Below are 19,826 nucleotides of genomic sequence, written 5' to 3'. Positions count from 1 at the left end.
CCATGCCGGCGCCGGGCCCGACACAAGCTGCGGTTCCCGGCCTGCGCCGGAACATGGTGACGATCTGCGCCATGACGGCGACGATCATGCAGGCGCTCGACACCACCATCGCCAATGTCGCGCTGCCCTACATGCAGGGATCGCTGTCGGCCTCGCAGGACCAGATCAACTGGGTGCTGACCTCCTATATCGTCGCGGCCGCGATCATGACCGCGCCGGTGGGCTGGATCGCCAACCGCTTCGGCCGCAAGCGCATCTTCATCATCTGCTCTGGCGGCTTCACGATTGCATCCGTGCTGTGCGGCCTCGCGCAAGACATCAACCAGATGGTGCTGTTTCGCCTGCTGCAGGGCGTGTTCGGCGCGGCATTGGTGCCGCTGTCGCAGGCGGTGATGCTGGATTCCTACGCGCTGCATGAGCGCGCCAAGGCGATGGCGATCTGGGGCATGGGCGTGATGATGGGTCCGATCATGGGACCCTCGCTGGGCGCGTGGTTGACCGAAACCTATTCCTGGCACTGGGTATTCTTCGTCAATCTGCCGTTCGGCATCTTCACCGTGCTCGGCCTTGTCATCTTCATGGACGAGACCAGAAAGGACCAGGACCTGCGCTTCGACTGGTTCGGCTTCACGGCGCTGGCGATCTCGATCGGATCGCTGCAGCTGGCGCTCGACCGCGGCGAGCAGCTCGGCTGGCTGGAATCCAACGAGATCATCGCCGAGTTCATCATCGCCGGCATCGGCTTCTATTATTTCCTGGCGCATTCGTTCACGACCTCGAAGCCATTCATCCAGTTCGCGCTGTTCAAGGACAAGAATTTCGTCGGCGGCTGCGTGTTCATGGCGGTCATGGGCCTGGTGCTGTTCTCGACCATGGCGCTGTCGTCGCCGTTCCTGCAGAACGTGATCGGCTATCCCATCATCACCGCGGGCGTGCTGCTGGCGACCCGCGGCTGCGGCACCTTCGTCGCCATGATGATGGTCGGGCGGATGATGCGCTTTGTCGAGGCGCGCAATTTGATCATCACCGGCCTCAGCATCACGGCTATTTCGCTGTTCTACATGACGGGGTGGACCGACCAGACCGGCGTCACCGAGATCGTCGTGATCAGCGTGCTGCAGGGCTTCGGCTTCGGACTGGTGTTCGTGCCGCTGTCCACCGTGGCGTTCCTGACGCTGCCCAATCATTTGCGTACCGACGGCACCTCGATGCTGACATTGATGCGCAATGTCGCGAGCTCGATCGGCATCTCCGTCGTGATCTCGCAGCTGACCGAGGGATCGCGGCGGGTCTATGCGGGGCTGTCGGAAAATATCAACCCGTTCAACCACGCCCTGCAGATGCCCAATGTGCGCGGCATGATCGATCTTGGCACCGATACCGGCCGCGCCATGGCCGACGCCATGGTCAAGGCGCAGTCGCAGATCATCGCCTTCTCCCAGGACTACCAGCTGGTGATGCTGTTCGTCCTGGTCTCGATCCCGCTGGCCATCATGATCGGTTCGACCAAGGCGACGCTGCGCGCGCAGTCGGTGGCGCCGGATCATGCGGTGATTGAATAGAGGCTATCTCGCCTCGCGTGGTTTGGCCTGCAGGCACAAATACATGCCGCCAAGCGACAGCGCGCCGCCGATCAGATGGACGATCGTCGGCGCCTCGCCGAGAAAGAGGATCGACAGGGCAGCACTGACGACCGGGCCGAGGTAGAGGCTGAGCGAGGTCGATACCGCGCCGAACCGCGCACCGAGAAAGGCGTAGGCGGCATAGGCAAACAGCCCGGGGACGAGGCCCGCGAAGAGATAGACGAGCGCGGCGCGACCGGTGAATGCGGCTGATGGCGTCTGCCAGATTTCATGAACCGCAAACGGCAGCGAGAACAGCGCGCCGGCCGCCGCGAACAGGCCGATCCGCGCCAGAAAACTGACGCCCTGTCCGACGCGATTTTGCATCAGGGTGTATCCGGCCCAGCCCAGCATCGCGAGCAGCGCCAGGAGATCGCCGGTGGAGAGGCCCGGCCCGACCGAGGCCTGTCCCTTGGTGATGATCAGGAGCGCGCCGGCCAGCGCGACCGCCATGCCGATGATTTGCCTGCGGGCAATGGATTCCCGCCCCGTGGCAAAGGAGAACAGCAGCACGACGATCGGCGACAGCGCCATGATCAGCGCGAGGTTGATCGCCGACGTGGTGATCCCGGCGACATAGACCGGGCCGCCGCAGATGAACATGCCGAGAAAGCCGGCCAGCGCGATGCCCGGCCACTGCCCGCGCAACGCTGCGGGCTTCTCGCGCAGCGCCATCACGACGACGGGCAGCAGGCCAAGCGCCACGATGCTCCAGCGAAAGAACGCGATCGAGAACGGCGGAACGCTGCCGGCCACGCCCCGCGCGAGAATCATGTTGGAGACCTGGGCGGTGGCGACCAGCAGAAAGCCGAGCAGGCCCAGCACTTCGTGCGTCCGCGCGCCTGCTCCGGTTTGTGGTTCGCCCATGGTCGCTCGTCTCTGACGGTCCCGGCGGCGCGATCAAGCCCCGCCGTTCCTATCAGCTACCACACCGACCCGCGTTGCTCTACCGGCAGCTGAAGCTGGTGGCCTGCGTCACTGGCCCGCTGCCGTTCCACGTCGTTTTCAGCGGATAGACGCAGATCGGATAGCTGATGCTCTTGTCGCGCGACGTCAGCAGGATGTCGCCGGGCGCTTCGCCCTTCTCGACCCAATCGACCAGCGCGGTGAAGAACTGGTCCTGCTCACGCGTCGGCGTCTGGTTGGCATTGCCGGGCAATTTCGGCATTGGCACGGTGTCGTTCTTGCCACCGACGGTGTAGGCCCGGCCCTGCGAAGAGTGCGCGGCACCTGGCACCAGATACATCCGCATGAACTTCGCCACCTCGGCGTGCCCGCCCATCTGAGCCAGCACGCGCTCATGATAGTTGATGTTGCCGGCCGGCGGGATCGCATCGTCGACGAGGCCGGTAAAGATCACCACCTTGCGGCCGAGGTCGCGCAGTTTTGCAAGATCCGCCTTGTCGGTGATGAGGTTGCTGAACTGCGTCGGCTGCAGCGCGACGTTCTTGGCGACGGCATCGGCCAATCCGGCATAATCGAGTTCGAGCCATTTGTTGCGCACGGCTGTCGAAGCATTGGTGATCGGCACCGCCGATGTCGCGCTGGCATCGGCGGCATAGCTGACGTCCTGCATCGCCTGGGCCACGGCGTCCGCACCGGCGCTCGTGATCTGGCCGCCAATCGCGGTCCCGCGGGTGAACCCCCACCAGACCTGCTTGGGGCCGAGCGACTTGCCGCTACGGCTGTCGGGTGTCTGGGCGGCGTCGAAACTGCCGTCCGGTGTGGCGCCGTACCAGATTCGGTTCAGCGCCATCGCCTCCTTTGCACTCATGCAGGTCGCGGCATCCGGATTGCTGCCGGTCACGCCCTCGCCGTTCGCACCGGCACACAGCGCGGCGGCATCGCGCGCGGGATTGTAGTTGCAGGCAAACGGATCGAGCAGGAAGCCGAGCCCGGCCGTATCGCAGGCGGCGACGGCGCGCTGGTTCGCGGCGGCGACCTTGGCGGCAAAGGCCTTCGCCGCGTCCTTGTTCACTGACGTGAAGCCGAGTTCGGTCTTCATCACGATCTGCGGATACAATCCGGACGTTCCGAACTTCGCGATATTCGGCGCGGGCTGCGCGATCAGATAGCCATCGTAGAGTTCAGGGTATTCCTGGAAGACCTTCATGCCCTGTCGGCCGCCCTGGGAATGGCCGTCATAGTAAGTGTATTTGGGCGCCTTGCCGTAATAGACGTTGACCAGTGCCTTGGTCTTGACTGCCTGCTCCACCATCGCGCGCACCGAGAAATCCCGCAGCGACTCGGCATTGAGCTTGCCGTCGGAGAGGAACGTGAACGAGCCGTCCTGGTACCAGGGCTGACCGGCATCTGTGGTGCCCGACGCATAGCCGATATTGGCGTTGACGATCGCCGGGACCTTGCTGCCGATCTGACCGGCGATGCGATGTCCGCCGCCGACCCAGCCGCCGCCGCCATAATTGCGGATGCGCTCGTTCCAGTTGGCAGGCGCCGGCAGCCAGACCTCGATGCCGATACCCTCGGAGTAGGAGCGCGCGGTCTTGTCCTTTTCCGCGATGGCGCCGGGGCCGACCAGCAGCTTCACCAGGCAGATGTCAGCCGCCGCCGTTATCGGTTGCGGCGAATCGGGCGCCTTCAATTCTTCGCCCTTCTTCACCTGCCGAACCGCGACAACCGTCGTGTCGGCGTCGGGCTTGAAAGCCGTCTTGATGCCGTCGTCGCAGGCAAGCTGCTGCGCCGACGCCGGCGTGATCTGGCTGCAGGCAGCGAGCAACAGGATCGCCCAAATGCGTTTGCCCGGTGTAATCGACATCGTTCCGTTCCCCCAGTGATTTTTGTTGTAGTTGTCGTTTATGCGGATGGCTGATCGATAGCGCCGCCGAGAAAGAGCTGGCCGACGCGGGGATTGCTGAGCACCTTGTCGGCCCTGTCGACGAGGCGGGTCTGGCCGAGTTCGAGCACGATGCCGTAATCCGAGATCTCGAGCGCCGACCGGGCGTTCTGCTCGATCAGCAGAATGGAGACGCCGCGGTCGCGCAAATCCTGCAGGATGCCGAAGGTCTGCCGGATCATCAGCGGGGAAAGCCCGATCGACGGTTCATCGACCAGCATCAATTGCGGATTGAGCAACAGCCCGCGCGCGATTTCGAGCTGCTTCTGTTCGCCGCCCGACAGCGTGGACGCCTGTTGCGTTGCTCTCTTGCGCAGAATCGGGAATCGATCGAGCGCGGCTTCGATGCGCGCGGGCAGATCGGGGATATCACGTCCCGCGACCACCGCGCCGAGTTCGATATTGTGGCGCACGGACAATTCCGGGAAGATGTTGCGGCCCTGCGGCACGTAGCAGATGCCGGATGTGAGCAGTTCGCGCTGGCTGAGGCCGGTGACGTCGCGGCCTTTGAAGATGATCTTGCCTTCGCGCAGTTTGAGCAGGCCGAAGATCGCCTTGAACACGGTGGATTTTCCGGCGCCGTTCGGCCCGATCACCGTGGTGATGGTGCCTGCCGGCACCGAGAAACTGGTGCCGTTGAGAATGGTCATTTTGCCGTAGCCACCGACCAGGCCTTTAACGTCGAGGATGGGTTCGCTCATCCGTGTTCCCTCATCCGCCGGTTCAGTGACCGAGATACGCGTCGATGACGGCGCTGTTGGCACGGATTTCAGCGGGCGTACCGATCGCCAGCACCTTGCCTTCCGCCATCACCACCACGCGCGAGCACAGCGACATCACGAATTCCATGTTGTGTTCGATCACGACGAAAGTGGCGCGCTTCTCGCGGTTGATCTCGGCCAGCCGCGCTTTCAAATCGCCGAGCATCGTCAGATTGACGCCGCCGGCCGGCTCGTCGAGCAGCACAAGCCGCGGCCCGCCCATGAAGGCCATGGCCGCATCGAGCAGTTTCTGCTGACCGTAGGACAATCCGCCGGCCAGCTCACCGGCGAGATGGCCGAGCTTGAAAAACTCGATCATCTGATCGGCCGCCTTGCTGAGGCCCGCATCCGATGGACCCAGCAGCCGCGACAGCATGTTGCCCTGGTGCTCCTGGCCGGCGAGGATGAGATTTTCCCGCACCGACAGTTTTGGAAATACCTGTAGCAATTGGAAGGTGCGGCTGACGCCGAGCCGGTTCAAATCCGACGGCCGAAACCCGGTGACGACCTTGCCATCGACTTTCACTTCGCCGGCACTCGGCTGCAATTGGCCGAGAATGCAATTGAACAAGGTCGACTTGCCGCAGCCGTTCGGGCCGATCAGGCCGAGGATTTCGCCTTCCTGCACGTCGAAGCTGACGCCATCGACCGCTTTGATGCCGCCGAAATTCTTTTTGATGTCGCTGATTTCGAGAACCGCGGTCATGGCGCCGGCTCCAGTCCTGACTTCGCGACCGCGCGCAGTGCGGAGGCGGCCTTGGTGCGGCGCTCGGTCAGATAGCGATCGAGGATGCCCAGAATGCCGCTCGGCGAATAGATCAGCAGCAGGATCACGGCGACCGCGTAGAGCATCAGATAATAGCCCTGGGTAAAGCGCAGCCATTCGGGGAGCAGCACCGCGATCATCGCGCCGAGGAACGGGCCGAAGAAGAAGCCCGAACCGCCAACGATCACCATCATCAGCAGATCAAGCGAAAGCGACAGATTGAAAGGAACGGGATCAATGTACTGCGTCAGCGGCGCATACAGCGTGCCGGCGACGCCGCCGAGCGCCGAGCCGATCGCAAACGCCATCAAGGTGTAGCGCCGTGTGTCGATGCCGAGCGAGAGCGCCCGCACCGGGTTTTCACGCAGGGCTACGAAGGCGCGGCCCCAGGGCGAGCGGATCAGCCACCAGGTCGCGAACGACACCAGGGCCAGCGAGCCGAGGCAGACATAATAGAATGGCAGCGGCCGGTTGGTCGGATAGCCAAAAATCGTGGGGCGCGGAATGTTGCTGATGCCGTAGATGCCGTTGGTGAGCCAGCCCTCGTTGCGGAACACCAGGAAGGCGAGCGTGGAGAATGCCAGCGTCACGAAGGCAAGATAATGATGCTGCACCCGCAGCGCCGGATAGCCGAGAATCCAGCCGATCGCGAAGCACAGGACGATGGCAACGCCGAGCCCCGCGATCAGCGGCATCCCGTTCGCGGTCATGATCGCCGCGGAATAGGCGCCGATGCCGACGAAGGCGCCCTGCGCCAGCGAGACCTGACCGGCATAGCCCAGCGTCAGATTGAGTCCCATCGCGGCGATGGTCATGACAGCCCATTGGCTCAGGATGAACAGGCCGTAGCGATTGAGGTACATCGGCGCGATGATCAGGGCCGCGATCACGACCACACCGAGCGCGACGCGCCAATATCGATTGAACAGGCTCATACCGTACGCTCCTCGGCGCGGCCCAGCAGTCCCTGCGGACGCAGCAGGATGATGAGGATCAGCAAGACCATCGGTACGGCCGCGCGATACTGGGTCGAAACATAGGCCGCCGCGAGATTGTCGACGACGCCGATCAGCAAGCCGCCGGCGATTGCGCCGCGCACCTGATTAAAACCACCGACGATCGCGGCAATGAACGCCGCCTGGCCCAGCACTTCACCGCTGGAGAATTTGGCGAGATAGATCGGTGTGATCAGCAGCGAGGCCAGCGCCACCAAAAAGGCATTGATCAGGAACGTCAGCAGGATCATCCGCTCGACGGGAATGCCGATGATGCGGGCGACCGTCGGGTTCTGTGCGGTGGCCTGCATCTGATGGCCAATGGACGTGCGGTTCAACAGCATGGTCAATCCGACCACCGCGGCGATGGCGAGCGCGAGAACGCCGACGCTTTGCAACGCGACCTGGCGGCCGAGGATCGAGATATCACCAGCCGGCACGATCGAGGGAAACGGCGAGGCTTCGGCGCTGAAGAATTGCTTCACGGCTTCCTTGAGGCCGATCGCCAGCGCCATGGTCGCGATCGCCAGCGGCAGCACGCCGTGGCGCAGCATCGGGTCGACCAGCAGCATCTTGAAGCCGAGGCCGAGCAGCAGCAGCGACAGCAACATGCCGATGACGATCGCGAGCCAGAACGGCGCGCCGACGTGCATCGCCGCCAGCATCAGGAACGCCGGCAGCATGACGAATTCGCCCTGCGCGAAGTTGATGGTCTGCGACGTCTGCCACAGCAGCGTGAAGCCGACCGCGACGATGGCATAGATCGCCCCCGTCGCCAGTCCCGCTATCAGAAGATCAAGCAGATTGGACATGCTTCCCCACCTTTACTTCGACCTCATCCTGAGGAGCGGCGGCTGCGCCGCGTCTCGAAGGATGCAGGCCCGTCTGTGGCCTCATGGTTCGAGACGGCGCTACGCGCCTCCTCACCTTGAGGGACAAACATCACCCTCTCGACCACTCGCGCAACGTTCTCAATCCTCACCCCCGCGCAACGGCTTCGCCGTTGTCGCTGGAGGAGCGCGCTTGCGCGCGTCTCGAAGGATGGCCGCGAGCCACCTTGCTTTCATCATTCGAGACGCTTGTTGCACAAGCGCCCGAGGATGAGGCCCCACTTCTTCCAAAGGCCTCAGTTCAGCTTCGGCAGTACCTGCTTGATGACCTGCTTGCCGTCGACGATCTCGACCAGGAAACCCTGGCGATCGATGTCGCCGTTCTTGTCGAAGGTCGCGTCCATCAGGATGCCGGGCTCACTGGCCGCCTTGATGGTGAGGCCATGGAGGTTATCGGCGAACGCCTTGGAATCGACCTTGCCCATCTTCTCCGTGGTGGCCTTGATCATGTAGATCGCCAGATAGCCCTTGAGGCCGTTATGGTCAGGCACGTAATTGTATTTCTTGACGAACTTTTCCCGGAACGCCTTGATCAGATCGACCGGCGCATCGGTGGTGAGGCCGACATGGCCGCGCGCGCCGTTCGCAGCATCCCCCGCCAGTTCGACCACCTTCTGGCCGACCAGGGTGGTTTCGCCGATCAGGGGCACGGTGACGCCCTGGCGCTTCAGCTCTTTCAGGATGCGGGCGCTTTCCTCTTCGTTCAGATAGATGAAGACCGCGTCGGGCGCAGCAGCCTTGATCTTGCTGACGTCGGCGGCGAAATCGGCCTGACCTGCTTCGGTGGAAAGATCAGCGGCGACCTTGACGCCGAGCTTGGCGAATTCCTTGGTGATGACGTCGCGGCCGCCGCGGCCGAAATCATTGTTGACCCAGACGATCGCAACCGATTTCGCCTTCACCTCGTCGTTGATGTATTTGGCGACCTTCGGCATCGAGGACTGCTGACCGAACGAGGTGCGGAACAGGAATTTGTTGCCGCCCTGCGTCAGTTCGGCGGCCTCGCCGCCCATGATCTGGGCGATGCCGGCTTCGGCCGCGAGCGGTGCGGTGACCTTGACCGATCCGGAATAGCCGGGGCCGAGCAGGACGTAGGGCTCGCCATCGAGCGCCTTCTGGACCTGGGCGCGCGCCACGCCGGGGTTGGATTGCGAATCGGCGTGGGTGACTTCCAGCTTGCGGCCGAGTACGCCGCCCTTGGCGTTGACTTCCTCGATCGCAAGATCGATGCCGTTCTTCCAGTTGGTGCCGACCGTGGCGCCGCCGCCGGACAGTTCGGCCACATTGGCGAGCTTGATGGGGGCGCCGGACTGCGCCAACGCCGCTGCAGCCGTCATGGTCGCGAGCAGGATACCTGCAAAAATTCCTGTTTTCATTTCCATCCCCTGTTGTCGTGATCTTTTGATCTTGTCGACGCGAGCCTTGTCGTCGGCTACGCGTCCGATGTCGCAGAGTAGCGCCTTGCCATCACGGCGTCGAATGCATTCCCCATTTCGACAATCGACGGCGTCATTCCCGTGAACAATTCGAAGGCATCCGCCGCCTGGTGGATCGCGAGATCCCGCCCGGTCATGACCTCGGCGCCCCTGGCTTTGGCGGCGGTCAGTAGCGGCGTCCAGAGCGGCGAATAGACCGCGTCGGCCACCCAGACGTCGCGACGGAGCAGCGCCTCCGGCACCGGCGTGCCGCGGTCCGGCAGCATGCCGATCGGCGTTCCGTTGACCACGCCCACGGCAGCCCGCAGCGCGTCTTCCACCGTTTGCGCAATTCGCACCGGTTGGCGACCGCGCAACTGTGCCGCGATCTGTTCGGCCTTGGCACGGTCGGTATCGAAGATGCTGAGTTCGGCGACGCCAAGCGCCGCAAGCGCGTTAGCAATCGCCTTGCCGACGCCGCCGGCGCCGATCAGGGCGACGGGGCCATGACCGGATGCCTTCACAAGATTGGCGACCGCGCGCTCAAATCCGCTCGCGTCGGTATTGTACCCGACCAGTCTTTTATCGCGGACGACCACCGTATTGACCGCGCCGATCTCGCGCGCGGCCGGCGACAAATCGTCGAGCAGCGGAATCACGGCTTCCTTGTAGGGAAACGTCACGTTGACGCCGGCAAAGCCGATGCGCTTGATGCTGTCGAGCAGCGTGCGCAGCTCAGCCGAGCTCTGGCCCGCGACCTCGATCAGCTGATAATGACAACGGATGCCCAGGGCAGCGGCCGCCTCTTCGTGCATCGCCGGCGACGCCGAATGCGCAATCGGGGCCCCGATCAGGCCGGTGAGAAACTTTTGACTGATCGAGGGCGGGCGTTTGGACACGTCGCTATGGTCTCGCAGTATCAACATGGGATCGCGCGGCTTAGAGCACCAAAACCGCGCAAACGATATCGCCTTTGCCAGATAACACAATTACCCATTTATTCCACAAACATAACTTGATGTTATTTTTTGCGGCCCCGCGATGCCGCCGTCGCCGGACTTTTCCGGCTCGGTTCCAGCGCGCGCATTTCCGACCGCAGACATTCGATGAAATGCTCGACATGCAGCGAGAGCGAGGCGCCGCGTTTCACCGCGATGTAGGTGTCGAACCGGGTGGGCTCCACGATCCGAAGCATTTCGATGCCGGGGTAGCCGCCATGCGCCACGGTGAACTGATCGATGACGGCAATCCCGAGCCCCGCCTTGACCAGCGCGCAAACCGTGGTGCCGAACCGCGCCCGGATCGTGATGTCGTAGGACAGTTTATTGCGTGCGAAGATCTCGGCCATGATGCGCCCATAGGGGTCGTTGGGGTCGATGCCGATCAGGGGGTAGCGGATGATCTCCGCGGCAGTGACCTGCTTTCGACCCGCCAGTTCGTGTCCCTGCGGCACGATGCAGAACAATTCGCCCGACGCCAGCGGCATGAAATCGAGACCGGGATGGTCGAGCCGATAGCTCATGGCGACGCAATCGCCCTTGCCGAGCAACAAATAGTCGATCGCCTCCTCGATCTTGAGGATGTTGATGTCGATGCGCAGATCGGGGTAGCGCCGACGGATGCGCTCGATCGCGCGCGGCACCATGATCTGGGAAATACTCGGCACCGAACCGATGCGCAATTCCGACAGCGTGCCGCGCCCGATCTTGGAAATGATTTCGGTGAGGTCGTCGACCTTCTTGTAGACGCCGTTGATCTGCTCGAAAATGTTATGCGCTTCGGAGGTCGGGAAGTAGCGCCCGTTCTGGCGCTGGAAGAAGCGGATGCCGAGCGAGCGCTCGGTATATTTCACCAGCCGGCTGATGCCCGGCGCCGACACGTTAAGCAGCTTTGCCGCCCCGCCGATCGTGCCTGTGATCATCACGGCCCTGATAACCTCGACCTGGCGCAGCGTCATCATGTGCAGGAGCTCCGAAGGTGAACCTGAGAGATACTCCCATGTTCGATCGGCGCAAATGACCTTATCAACGCCTTCTCAGGGGCGTTCTCAGAGTTTGGCCGCCGCAATCACGGCCTTGGCAGCATCCAGCGCGCGCTGGGCGCGATCCTTATGGCCCATGGTTTTGGCCAGTTCGACGGTCGGGACTTCGAGGCTGATGGTGATATCCGCCGGCATGGCGCGCGCCAGCAACACGAGGTCGATGCCGCCCTCCCCGGGAAACATCCGCTCATGGCGGGCGGCGTGGATCAGCTCTTCGTTCGTGGTGGGCCGCTCGGCCGGGCCGTCGCATAGCTGCCAGTAGTGCATCCGGTGGACGGGCACGCGCGCAAGGTCGGCTACCGAACTCCTCGACCGGTCGAAATGCAGCGCATCGACCAGGATACCGGCATTGGCCTGCCCCATCGGCGCGACGATGCTGTTGGCCGTCGCAAGGTCCGGGACATAGGTCCAGGGCATGAATTCGAGATCGGCCGTCAGCCCGTATGGGGCGGCCGCCTCGCAAAATTTCGCAAAGCTGTCCCTGAACCGGGCGAGATCGGGATCGTAGCCTGCGACCAGGATGTGCCTGGCGCCGAGCCGCGCGCCGGTCTCGAAGAACGCGGAAAAGCCGGCAAGATCGGTCTCGGGCCGGAGCGCGACCACTTCGAGGTCGGCTACCTTGATGCCGGTCGCGTCCAGCCGGGCCAGCGTTTCGTTCAGGCTCGCTTTGTCATCCAGCGGATAGGCGATGCCGCCGGGCATCGCGGGCAGCAGGCGAATTCCCACGGCGTCATAACCGCAGCTAGCTGCAATTTCGATCAACGCGGGAGGCGCCAGATCGAGGACGGTCAGCGCGGCGAGCGAGAACGACGGCATTATTCAAAGTCTGCGATACGGGCGTCGAGTGCGAACATGCCTTGATAGACCTCCGGCTCGCCGGCGCCACCAATATCCGGCGCCATTTCAGTGGCTCGACGCAATGCGCCACCAAGCGCTATCTGGTCAAGCGCCTCGATGATCAGGAGGCCGGCAAAAATCCCTTCATCCTTCCGCATGCCCTTCTCGACCGTCGGCACCGAGGTGCGCGCCAGATCGGTCGTGCCGATCTGCACCGCCGCAATGCCGTCGAGTGCGACGAGCGCGTCGGCGAAGGCTTGCGGTTTTTCCGGCAGACGTTCGACGCGCAGCGCAACAATGGTCGATCCCTCACCCCGCCCTGCCCGCGCGGTCATGACGCCGCCGCCGCGAATGAAATTGCCGAGCCGGGGCATGGTGCGCTGCGACCACGGCGTCGGGGCGTTGAGCCGCGCCAGATAAGCCGGGCCGTCGAGCACCTCGGGGGCTTCCAGTTCGTAGAGAATGAAGAACCTGGCGATGTCGGTTCGCGCGGCGCGGAACACGCGAACGCCCAAAAATCCCTTGGTCGTCACCCGCTCGGTGGTGTGCTCGCGCGTCAACCAGTGCCGGTAATCGGTCAGGTGATCGGGCTCGACGTCGCTCCAGATCGCCAAAAAGCCTGCGCCGCGCATGCCCTATCTCCCCTTTAAGCCGTGCAGCGAGACCGGAACCGCGTCCGGAAGCTTCCCGAGCCTTTGAACGGCGGCCAGCATCGCCGCGATATAGCCGTATGGGCCGAGACCGCAGATCACGGCGGTGGACGCGCTCGACGTGATCGAATGCCGGTGCAGCTCGTCCCGCGCATGGATGTTGGAGATGTGAACCTCGATCTTGGGGCCTTCGAATATTTTCAGCGCGTCGATCAGCGCGATCGAGGTGAACGAATAGGCCGCCGGGTTCATGATGATCGCATCATAATTGCCGTGCGCGGACTGGATCCAGTTGACCAGTTCGCCTTCGAGATTTGACTGGTGGAACGTGACCGTGACCCCGAGATACTTTGCTACTTCCTCGCAGCTTGTCTCGATCTCCTTCAGCGTCGTCGGGCCATAGATATGAGGTTCCCTGATCCCCAAAAAGTTCAGGTTGGGTCCGTTCAGGATCATGATCTTGGTGGCCATTGAGTCTCCCCCCTTCTACGCTTTGATATGCCGCTTCTAGCCGGCAAGCCATTTGGCCGGGACCGTCACCAATGCCGGGAACAGCACCAGCAGAAACAGCACGATAAGCTGGGCGATCATAAACGGCCAGACGCCCTTGATGATATCTTCCATGCTGATCCTGGAGACGCCGCAAACGACATTCAGCACGATACCGACCGGCGGCGTAATGAGGCCGATGGAATTGTTGATGATGAACATCACGCCGAAATAGACCGGGTCGATGCCGGCCGCCTTGACGATCGGCATCAGGATCGGCGTCAGGATCAGGATCGTCGGCGTCATGTCGAGTGCGGTGCCGACGATGACAACGACGACCATGATCGCGAACATCAACAGCGTCTTGTTGCCCATGAAGGGTCTTAGCAGATCGACAACCTGCGCGGAGATTTCGGAGACCGTAATGAGCCAGGACGACACCAGCGCCGCAGCGACGAGAAACATCACCACGCTCGTCGTCAATGCCGAGGTAACGAACACCGCATAAAGCTGCGACCATTTCAATTCGCGGTAGACGCAGGTCGCAACGAACAGCGAATAGACCGCGACGACCACACCGGCCTCCGTCGGCGTGAAAATGCCGAAGCGCAACCCGATGATGATGATCGCCGGCAGCATCAGCGCCCAGAAGCCGTCGATCACGGCCTCGGCAACTTCCCTGAACGACGCCCGCGGCGGCGGCACCAGGTTTTCCTTGCGGACCACCCACCACCAGGCGACGCATAGTCCGGCGCCCAGCATCATCCCCGGGAAGATACCGGCGAGAAACAGTTTGGAGATCGAGACGCCGGCGGCGACGCCGAAAATGACGAAACCGATGCTCGGCGGAATGACGGGGCCGATGACGCCGCCCGCGGCCACAAGCCCGGCCGCGTAAATCTTCTTGTGTCCGGCCGCCACCATCATCGGGACCAGCAGGGCTGCGAGCGCCGCGGCATCGGCCGCGGCGGATCCCGACAGCGATGAGAGGATGCAGGCCGCGAGGATCGTCACATAGCCGAGCCCGCCGCGGAAATGTCCGACCGCAACGAGGGCGACATTGACGATGCGCTTGGCGAGCCCTCCCTTGTTCATGATCTCGCCGGCGAGCATGAAGAAGGGAATCGCCATCAACGGAAAGCTGTCCGCGCCATTGATGATGTTCTGCGCCACGATCTGGGAATCGAACATGTTGATCGTGCTCATCAGCGCGATGCCGCAGATGATCAGGGCGAATGCGATCGGCATGCCGAGCGCCATGGCGCCGAGCAGCGAGAAGGTGAAGACCGCGATGGTCATGTGCGGCGTCCCCGCGATGCCATCAGATTTCCTCTTCCTTGACGGCGACCAGGTCGGTTTCGCCAGCCTGACCGGAGACGACCTTGAACAGGTCGTAGAGCAGCATGATGCCCGCCGAGACGCCGAAGACGACGCCGACGAAATAGAAGATGCCGAGCGACAGGCCGGTGGCCGGCGCGCGATCGTCGATGTTGATGATGGTCTGGCGCCAGCTGCCCGCCAGCAGCAGCCAGTCGGCATACAGCATCAGGCAATAATTGATGATGAAGCAGATCCGCTTTCCCGCCGGCGACAGCTTGCGCACCAGCGTATCGACGCCGAGATGCGCATGCTCGCGAACCGCGACGATGGCGCCGAGGAAGGTGAGCCATACCAACAGCCAGCGCGACAGTTCTTCCGAAACCGTAATGCCGGAATTGAAGCCATAGCGCAGCACCACGTTGCCGAACACCAGCACCACCATGACCGCAAGGCACAGCGCGATCACGCCCTTGAGCAGCACGCAATAGAGATCGAGGATGCGTTCCATCGGCGCCGCGCGGAGCTGGAGTTCGTGCAGGGCCGATGGATACCGGCCCTGCTTCGCTGATGTCAGCGGCGCGTCACTTGACTTCTTTGCGGACCCGGTCGAGCTCCGCATTGAACAGCTTGACCGTATCCGGCTTCAGCGCTGCGGAAATCTTGTCGACCACGGGCTGGGCCGCCTTGCGCATGCGCTCCAGCTCTTCCGGCGCCACGGCGTTGTAGGTCATTCCCTTGGCCTGCAGCTCGGAGAGCGCCTTTTCGGTCTGCAGCCGCGTCTGCTCCTTCTGGTAAGCGCGGCTTTCGTTATAGGCCTCTTGCATCATTTTCTGCTCGGCCGGCGACAGCTTGTCCCAGAAGATCTTGCTGACGATGATGATGTTCTCGGTGAAGGTGTGGTTGGTGGCCGAGACGAATTTCTGAACTTCGAAGAATTTGTTGGACAGGATCACCGTGTAGGGATTTTCCTGGCCGTCGACCGTGCGCGTTTCCAGCGCCGTGTAGAGTTCACCGAACGCCATCGGGATCGGATTGGCCTTGAAGGCGCTGAAGGACTCCAGATAGACCGGATTCGGAATCACGCGCAGCTTGAGCCCGGAAAAATCCTCCAGCTTGACGATCGGATGCTTGCTGTTGGTGACGTTGCGGAAGCCGAGGCCCCAATAGCCGAGCCCGACCAGTCCGCGCTGCGGCAGCACGTCGATCATCGCCTTGCCGAATGCGCCCTGGACCAGCGCATCGGCCTGGTCGGTGGTGCTGACGATGAACGGAAAATCGAGCAAGCCAAATTCCGGAATGACGGTCGCGAGCGAGGTCGTGGAAGCCGACAGCATTTCCTGCGTGCCGCCGCGCAGCGCCGATTGCTGCTGCAGCTCGTTGCCGAGCTGGGATGACGCGAACTCGCGGACTTTCAGCTTGCCGCCGCTCTTGGCGAGCAGGATTTCGGCGAATTTTTGCACGCCGAAGCTGACGGGATGATCGGTGTTGTTGAGGTGTCCCCAGCGGATGGTCCGCTCCTGGACCTCCTGCGCGGACGCGGTGCCGGCCAAAAGCGCCCCGCCGAACACGGCCGCGGACAGAACTGCAAACAGCTTCATCTCATCCTCCCCTAACGATCCGGTGCCCAGCCGCGGCTTGTTGCTGCGATTTTTGGTGTCTGGCCGGTCCTTTTCGGTGGAAACCACATAACGAAATCATTGTCAAATGATAATCCTAGAAATATATGATATAAGCTAATTCATCATGTGATCGTAGTTTGCGGCAAAGGCCGCCATTCGCGGCTATGCTTGGCGGCGAGTCGCCTCAGCCTTTGCAGGCTCAAAAAGCGGGATAGACCTTGACGATCATGGAGCAGCAGCAGACCCCGATGTCGGCCGGCGACAGCGGCTATCACCGCATTCGCTCCGACATCATTTTCGGCGTGCTCAACCCGTCGGGACGGCTGAAGCTCGACTCGATGAAGGAGGATTACGGCCTCAGCGTTTCGACGCTGCGCGAGATCCTCAACCGGCTGGCCTCGGAAGGCTTTGTCGTTGCCGAAGGCCAGCGCGGGTTTGAGGTCGCTCCGGTCTCGATCCAGAATTTGCGCGAACTGGCCCAGCTGCGAATCCTGCTCGAACATCACGCGATGACGGAATCCTTCCGGGCCGGCGACATGGAATGGGAAGGCCGGGTGGTGTCGGCGCATCACAAGCTGGCGGCGACCGAGCGCGCCATTCTCACCGCGGGTGACGATCCCGAGCTTCGCAAGCGTTACGACGGCGAATTCCACCAGGCCTTGATATCGAGCTGCGGCTCGCGCGAGTTGATGCAGACTCACTCGGTCGTGTTCGACAAATATTTCCGTTACGCCCTGCAATACCGCGGCAGCGCCACGATCGCGCAGCATCAGGCGTTGCTGGACTGCGCGCTGAAGCGCGACATCGAGGGGGCAAAATCGATCCTGACCGAGCACATCAACAGCTGCGTGGCGCACGCGCTGGCGATCGGGACGCTGAAATGAGTTGTTCGGTCGAGTTGTTGTGACCGGCCGCCAGACAGATAACCGCCGGTGGGATGCCGAGACCGATTTGCTGGTGATCGGCGCCGGCGCGGCGGGCATGACGGCAGCATTGGTCGGCGCGCTCGAGGGTCTCAAGGTTATCATCTGCGAAAAATCCGACATGGTCGGCGGCACCACCGCGACCTCGGCCGGAACGGTGTGGATTCCCGGCAGCCGACAGAGCGAAGCGGCTGGCGTGCCCGACAGCGTCGAGGCCGCGAGAACCTACCTTGCGGCGATATTGGGCGATGACGCCAATGATGCGCGGCTCGCGGCCTTTCTCGCGACCGGGCCCGCGATGCTCGATTATCTCCAGCAACGAACCAGCGTGGCCTTCGTGCCGCCGCCGGTTCATCCGGACTATCACGCCCAGCCCGGCGCTGCGCTTGGCGGCCGGGCGCTGGGCGTCGTGCCGTTCGACGGACGAAAGCTTGGCGATGACTTTGCGCGGGTGCGGCCGCCGCGCCGTGAATTCATGGTGCTCGGCGGCATGATGGTCGGCAAGACCGACATTCCGTCATTGCTGCACCCGTTTCGCTCCTGGGCTAATTTTTCGAACGCGGCGCGCCTGCTGGCGCGGCAGGCGCTGGATCGGATCAAGCATCCCCGCGGCACCCGCCTGATCATGGGCAACGCGCTGGTCGCGCGGCTGCTCTACAGTTTAAAGCAACACGCCGTCGAGATTCGTTACCAGACGCAGCTAAGCGAATTGATCGAGGACGATGGCAGAATCATCGGCGCGGTGTTCACGACGAACGATAGCGATATCCGCATTCGCGCGCGACGCGGCGTCATGCTGGCGGCCGGCGGCATTGGCTGGAGCAGCGAATTGCGCAGCCGGCTGTTTCCGGACGGCACGCAGCGCTATTCGATGGCGCCGGACAGCAACACCGGCGACGGCGTTCTCGCCGGCGAACGCGCGCATGGCGAGATTGCGCAGGATCTCAGGAGCCCGGCGCTATGGATGCCGAGTTCGGTGATGCCGCAGGACGACGGCCACCTCTCGGTATTCCCGCACATCATGCTCGATCGCGCCAAGCCCGGGTTGATTGCGGTCAACAGGTCGGGCGTGCGCTTCGTCAACGAGGCCAATTCGTATCATGACTTCGTCGAGGGGATGCTGCGAGCGCATCAAACCGTGCCCAGCATCCCCGCGTTCCTGATCTGCGACCGCAGTTTTATCCGGGATTACGGGCTTGGCCTGATCCATCCCGGGACGCGCAACCTCACGCGCTTCATCAAGTCGGGCAATCTGTTCACTGGTGACAGCATCGCTGCACTGGCGCTGCAAATCGGCGTTGATGGCAGCGCGTTGGCCCGCACCATCGAACGGTACAATCGCTTCGCCGACACCGGCGTCGACGAGGATTTCGGCCGCGGCACCAGCGAAATCAACCGCTTCAACGGCGATCCCGCGAACAAGCCGAACCCCTGCTTACGCAAAATCGGACCGGGCCCCTATTTTGCGGTCGCGGTCTGGCCTTCCGACCTCGCGAGCAGTGCAGGATTGCGCACCGACCCCAACGGCCGGGTACTGACGTCCACAGGACAGCCTATACCCGGCCTCTATGCCGCCGGCGCCGACGCCGCCTCGATTTTCCGCGGCACCTATCCCGGCCCGGGAACCATGATCGGCCCGGCCATGGTGTTTGCATGGCGCGCGGCGATGGACATCGCGGGCAAGTCGAGCCAGCTGGGCCCTACTTGATCGGCGGCCGCGGCAGCACGGCGTCGCCGGCTTCCATCCGGTAGACATAGTCGAGCGAATACCAGGGCGAGCTGACATCAGTTTCCGACGGATGCGCCTCGTCATGCCGCACGAATTCGCCGATCAGCGCCTTGGTCACGCCGAACTGAACGTCGCTGTCGATGTGCGGATCGGCGGGATCATAGACCTGGGAAATCAAAACCTTGAATCCCGGCTTGAAGATCAGCGCATGCAGATGCGCCGGCCGATAGGGATGCCGGTCCTGCGCCTTCAATAGCCGTCCGACCACGCCATCGGTCGGAATGGGATAGCCGATCATCATCACCGACCGAAACGCGAAGCGTCCGTCGGCATCGGTCGTGAACTTGCCGCGCAAATTCATCTCGGCCTGTTCAGGATCCTGGTTCTCGTACAGGCCGACCGGCGAAGCATGCCAGATATCAACCTCGGCGCCGGCAATCGGATTACCGGCGTGGTCGACGACGCGCGCGGTGACGAACAGCGCCGCGCCCGGCGTGTCGGACCGCACGATCGAGCCGCCGTTCTCGACGCGCGGCGAGTTCAATCGCCAGAACGGCCCGAGCAGCGATTGCGCCGTCTCGGTGTTGCCCTGGTCGCCGTTGTTCAGCAGGCACACCAGCGAGGAGACGCCGAGCGAGCCCGCGATCAAGATAACTTCATTATGGGTGTCGGTCGTTTGCTTGCCCAGTTCCACAAGGATCGCGGCAGCTTCGCGAAATTCCGCTTCGGTCAGCTTCACGTCACGAACGAAACCATGCAGGTGCTTGACCAGCGACAGCATGATCTCGCGCAAGCGCGGATCGGAGGTCCGCTCCATCACGGCAGTTGCTGCAACCGTGACATCCTGCTCGCGACCGATGATCATTGGGTGATCCCCGGAGTTTCGGTTCTGATCGTATCAGAACCGAAACCCTG

At 62.8% G+C, this 19,826-nt stretch carries 19 protein-coding genes; 3 read left to right on the top strand and 16 right to left on the bottom strand.

Annotated features, from left to right (window positions below; genetic code table 11):
- The first annotated feature begins 2 nt into the window (after positions 1-2).
- On the top strand, positions 3-1,562 hold the full coding sequence (locus JQ641_RS08590) for an MDR family MFS transporter (RefSeq protein WP_211995538.1): 1,560 nt from the start codon (positions 3-5) through the stop codon (positions 1,560-1,562).
- A 3-nt stretch (positions 1,563-1,565) separates the two neighbouring features.
- Here the strand turns inward: JQ641_RS08590 and JQ641_RS08585 are convergent, their stop codons facing one another.
- The 15 genes from JQ641_RS08585 to JQ641_RS08515 form a co-directional block, all read right to left on the bottom strand.
- Positions 1,566-2,489 (bottom strand): DMT family transporter, encoded by a 924-nt coding sequence (locus JQ641_RS08585; protein WP_211995537.1) that lies wholly within the window; start codon positions 2,487-2,489, stop codon positions 1,566-1,568.
- Between the two features lie 79 nt (positions 2,490-2,568).
- Positions 2,569-4,398, bottom strand: a complete 1,830-nt coding sequence (locus JQ641_RS08580) for a tannase/feruloyl esterase family alpha/beta hydrolase (RefSeq protein WP_211995536.1) — start codon at positions 4,396-4,398, stop codon at positions 2,569-2,571.
- A gap of 38 nt (positions 4,399-4,436) precedes the next feature.
- A complete protein-coding gene (locus JQ641_RS08575; RefSeq protein ID WP_211995535.1) occupies positions 4,437-5,177 on the bottom strand; it encodes an ABC transporter ATP-binding protein in 741 nt (246 codons plus the stop codon).
- A gap of 22 nt (positions 5,178-5,199) precedes the next feature.
- The gene (locus JQ641_RS08570; RefSeq protein ID WP_192736421.1) at positions 5,200-5,943 is read right to left on the bottom strand and encodes an ABC transporter ATP-binding protein; all 744 of its coding nucleotides are present in this window, start codon (positions 5,941-5,943) and stop codon (positions 5,200-5,202) included.
- On the bottom strand, positions 5,940-6,938 hold the full coding sequence (locus JQ641_RS08565) for a branched-chain amino acid ABC transporter permease (protein ID WP_211995534.1): 999 nt from the start codon (positions 6,936-6,938) through the stop codon (positions 5,940-5,942). Before JQ641_RS08565 ends, JQ641_RS08570 begins: the two co-directional genes overlap by 4 nt.
- Positions 6,935-7,810 (bottom strand): branched-chain amino acid ABC transporter permease, encoded by an 876-nt coding sequence (locus JQ641_RS08560; RefSeq protein ID WP_211995533.1) that lies wholly within the window; start codon positions 7,808-7,810, stop codon positions 6,935-6,937. The genes JQ641_RS08565 and JQ641_RS08560 overlap by 4 nt, the downstream gene beginning before the upstream one ends.
- Positions 7,811-8,124: 314 nt before the next feature.
- Positions 8,125-9,264: an ABC transporter substrate-binding protein gene (locus JQ641_RS08555; RefSeq protein WP_211995532.1), complete on the bottom strand. Its 1,140-nt coding sequence runs from the start codon at positions 9,262-9,264 to the stop codon at positions 8,125-8,127.
- A gap of 56 nt (positions 9,265-9,320) precedes the next feature.
- Positions 9,321-10,202 (bottom strand): shikimate dehydrogenase, encoded by an 882-nt coding sequence (locus JQ641_RS08550; protein ID WP_349628521.1) that lies wholly within the window; start codon positions 10,200-10,202, stop codon positions 9,321-9,323.
- Positions 10,203-10,324: 122 nt separating this feature from the next.
- Positions 10,325-11,263: a LysR family transcriptional regulator gene (locus JQ641_RS08545; RefSeq protein ID WP_211995530.1), complete on the bottom strand. Its 939-nt coding sequence runs from the start codon at positions 11,261-11,263 to the stop codon at positions 10,325-10,327.
- Between the two features lie 87 nt (positions 11,264-11,350).
- Positions 11,351-12,160, bottom strand: a complete 810-nt coding sequence (locus JQ641_RS08540; RefSeq protein ID WP_211995529.1) for a sugar phosphate isomerase/epimerase family protein — start codon at positions 12,158-12,160, stop codon at positions 11,351-11,353.
- Positions 12,160-12,813 carry a hypothetical protein gene (locus tag JQ641_RS08535; RefSeq protein WP_211995528.1) on the bottom strand — a complete coding sequence of 218 codons (654 nt, stop codon included), beginning with the start codon at positions 12,811-12,813 and terminating at the stop codon, positions 12,160-12,162. The genes JQ641_RS08540 and JQ641_RS08535 overlap by 1 nt, the downstream gene beginning before the upstream one ends.
- Positions 12,814-12,816: 3 nt before the next feature.
- On the bottom strand, positions 12,817-13,302 hold the full coding sequence (gene aroQ, locus JQ641_RS08530) for a type II 3-dehydroquinate dehydratase (protein WP_211995527.1): 486 nt from the start codon (positions 13,300-13,302) through the stop codon (positions 12,817-12,819).
- 36 nt (positions 13,303-13,338) lie between these two features.
- The gene (locus JQ641_RS08525; RefSeq protein WP_211995526.1) at positions 13,339-14,619 is read right to left on the bottom strand and encodes a TRAP transporter large permease subunit; all 1,281 of its coding nucleotides are present in this window, start codon (positions 14,617-14,619) and stop codon (positions 13,339-13,341) included.
- Positions 14,620-14,641: 22 nt separating this feature from the next.
- Positions 14,642-15,148, bottom strand: a complete 507-nt coding sequence (locus JQ641_RS08520; RefSeq protein WP_211995525.1) for a TRAP transporter small permease — start codon at positions 15,146-15,148, stop codon at positions 14,642-14,644.
- A 73-nt stretch (positions 15,149-15,221) separates the two neighbouring features.
- Positions 15,222-16,238, bottom strand: a complete 1,017-nt coding sequence (locus JQ641_RS08515; protein ID WP_211995524.1) for a TRAP transporter substrate-binding protein — start codon at positions 16,236-16,238, stop codon at positions 15,222-15,224.
- 248 nt (positions 16,239-16,486) lie between these two features.
- Between JQ641_RS08515 and JQ641_RS08510 the strand changes: the two genes are divergently transcribed.
- A complete protein-coding gene (locus tag JQ641_RS08510) occupies positions 16,487-17,143 on the top strand; it encodes a GntR family transcriptional regulator (protein WP_249119574.1) in 657 nt (218 codons plus the stop codon).
- A 19-nt stretch (positions 17,144-17,162) separates the two neighbouring features.
- The gene (locus JQ641_RS08505; RefSeq protein ID WP_349628520.1) at positions 17,163-18,890 is read left to right on the top strand and encodes an FAD-dependent oxidoreductase; all 1,728 of its coding nucleotides are present in this window, start codon (positions 17,163-17,165) and stop codon (positions 18,888-18,890) included.
- On the opposite strand, the gene JQ641_RS08500 is transcribed toward JQ641_RS08505, so the two are convergent.
- Positions 18,883-19,776 (bottom strand): dioxygenase family protein, encoded by an 894-nt coding sequence (locus JQ641_RS08500; protein ID WP_211995523.1) that lies wholly within the window; start codon positions 19,774-19,776, stop codon positions 18,883-18,885. The genes JQ641_RS08505 and JQ641_RS08500 overlap by 8 nt on opposite strands.
- Positions 19,777-19,826 lie beyond the last annotated feature (50 nt).

It is taken from the genome of Bradyrhizobium sp. JYMT SZCCT0180, from assembly GCF_018130165.1.
Taxonomy (GTDB): Bacteria; Pseudomonadota; Alphaproteobacteria; order Rhizobiales; family Xanthobacteraceae; genus Bradyrhizobium.
Note: the sequence above shows the minus strand (reverse complement) of the source record. Positions and strands in the feature narration are given on the sequence as shown.

Coding starts and splice junctions, on each gene's coding strand:
- JQ641_RS08500 (WP_211995523.1), bottom strand. CDS start 19,776: ATGATCATCGGTCGCGAGCAGGATGTCACGGTTGCAGCAACTGCCGTG.
- JQ641_RS08545 (WP_211995530.1), bottom strand. CDS start 11,263: ATGATGACGCTGCGCCAGGTCGAGGTTATCAGGGCCGTGATGATCACA.
- JQ641_RS08570 (WP_192736421.1), bottom strand. CDS start 5,943: ATGACCGCGGTTCTCGAAATCAGCGACATCAAAAAGAATTTCGGCGGC.
- JQ641_RS08575 (WP_211995535.1), bottom strand. CDS start 5,177: ATGAGCGAACCCATCCTCGACGTTAAAGGCCTGGTCGGTGGCTACGGC.
- JQ641_RS08585 (WP_211995537.1), bottom strand. CDS start 2,489: ATGGGCGAACCACAAACCGGAGCAGGCGCGCGGACGCACGAAGTGCTG.
- JQ641_RS08535 (WP_211995528.1), bottom strand. CDS start 12,813: ATGCGCGGCGCAGGCTTTTTGGCGATCTGGAGCGACGTCGAGCCCGAT.
- JQ641_RS08565 (WP_211995534.1), bottom strand. CDS start 6,938: ATGAGCCTGTTCAATCGATATTGGCGCGTCGCGCTCGGTGTGGTCGTG.
- JQ641_RS08515 (WP_211995524.1), bottom strand. CDS start 16,238: ATGAAGCTGTTTGCAGTTCTGTCCGCGGCCGTGTTCGGCGGGGCGCTT.
- JQ641_RS08580 (WP_211995536.1), bottom strand. CDS start 4,398: ATGTCGATTACACCGGGCAAACGCATTTGGGCGATCCTGTTGCTCGCT.
- aroQ (WP_211995527.1), bottom strand. CDS start 13,302: ATGGCCACCAAGATCATGATCCTGAACGGACCCAACCTGAACTTTTTG.
- JQ641_RS08520 (WP_211995525.1), bottom strand. CDS start 15,148: ATGGAACGCATCCTCGATCTCTATTGCGTGCTGCTCAAGGGCGTGATC.
- JQ641_RS08590 (WP_211995538.1), top strand. CDS start 3: ATGCCGGCGCCGGGCCCGACACAAGCTGCGGTTCCCGGCCTGCGCCGG.
- JQ641_RS08540 (WP_211995529.1), bottom strand. CDS start 12,160: ATGCCGTCGTTCTCGCTCGCCGCGCTGACCGTCCTCGATCTGGCGCCT.
- JQ641_RS08560 (WP_211995533.1), bottom strand. CDS start 7,810: ATGTCCAATCTGCTTGATCTTCTGATAGCGGGACTGGCGACGGGGGCG.
- JQ641_RS08510 (WP_249119574.1), top strand. CDS start 16,487: ATGGAGCAGCAGCAGACCCCGATGTCGGCCGGCGACAGCGGCTATCAC.
- JQ641_RS08525 (WP_211995526.1), bottom strand. CDS start 14,619: ATGACCATCGCGGTCTTCACCTTCTCGCTGCTCGGCGCCATGGCGCTC.
- JQ641_RS08555 (WP_211995532.1), bottom strand. CDS start 9,264: ATGAAAACAGGAATTTTTGCAGGTATCCTGCTCGCGACCATGACGGCT.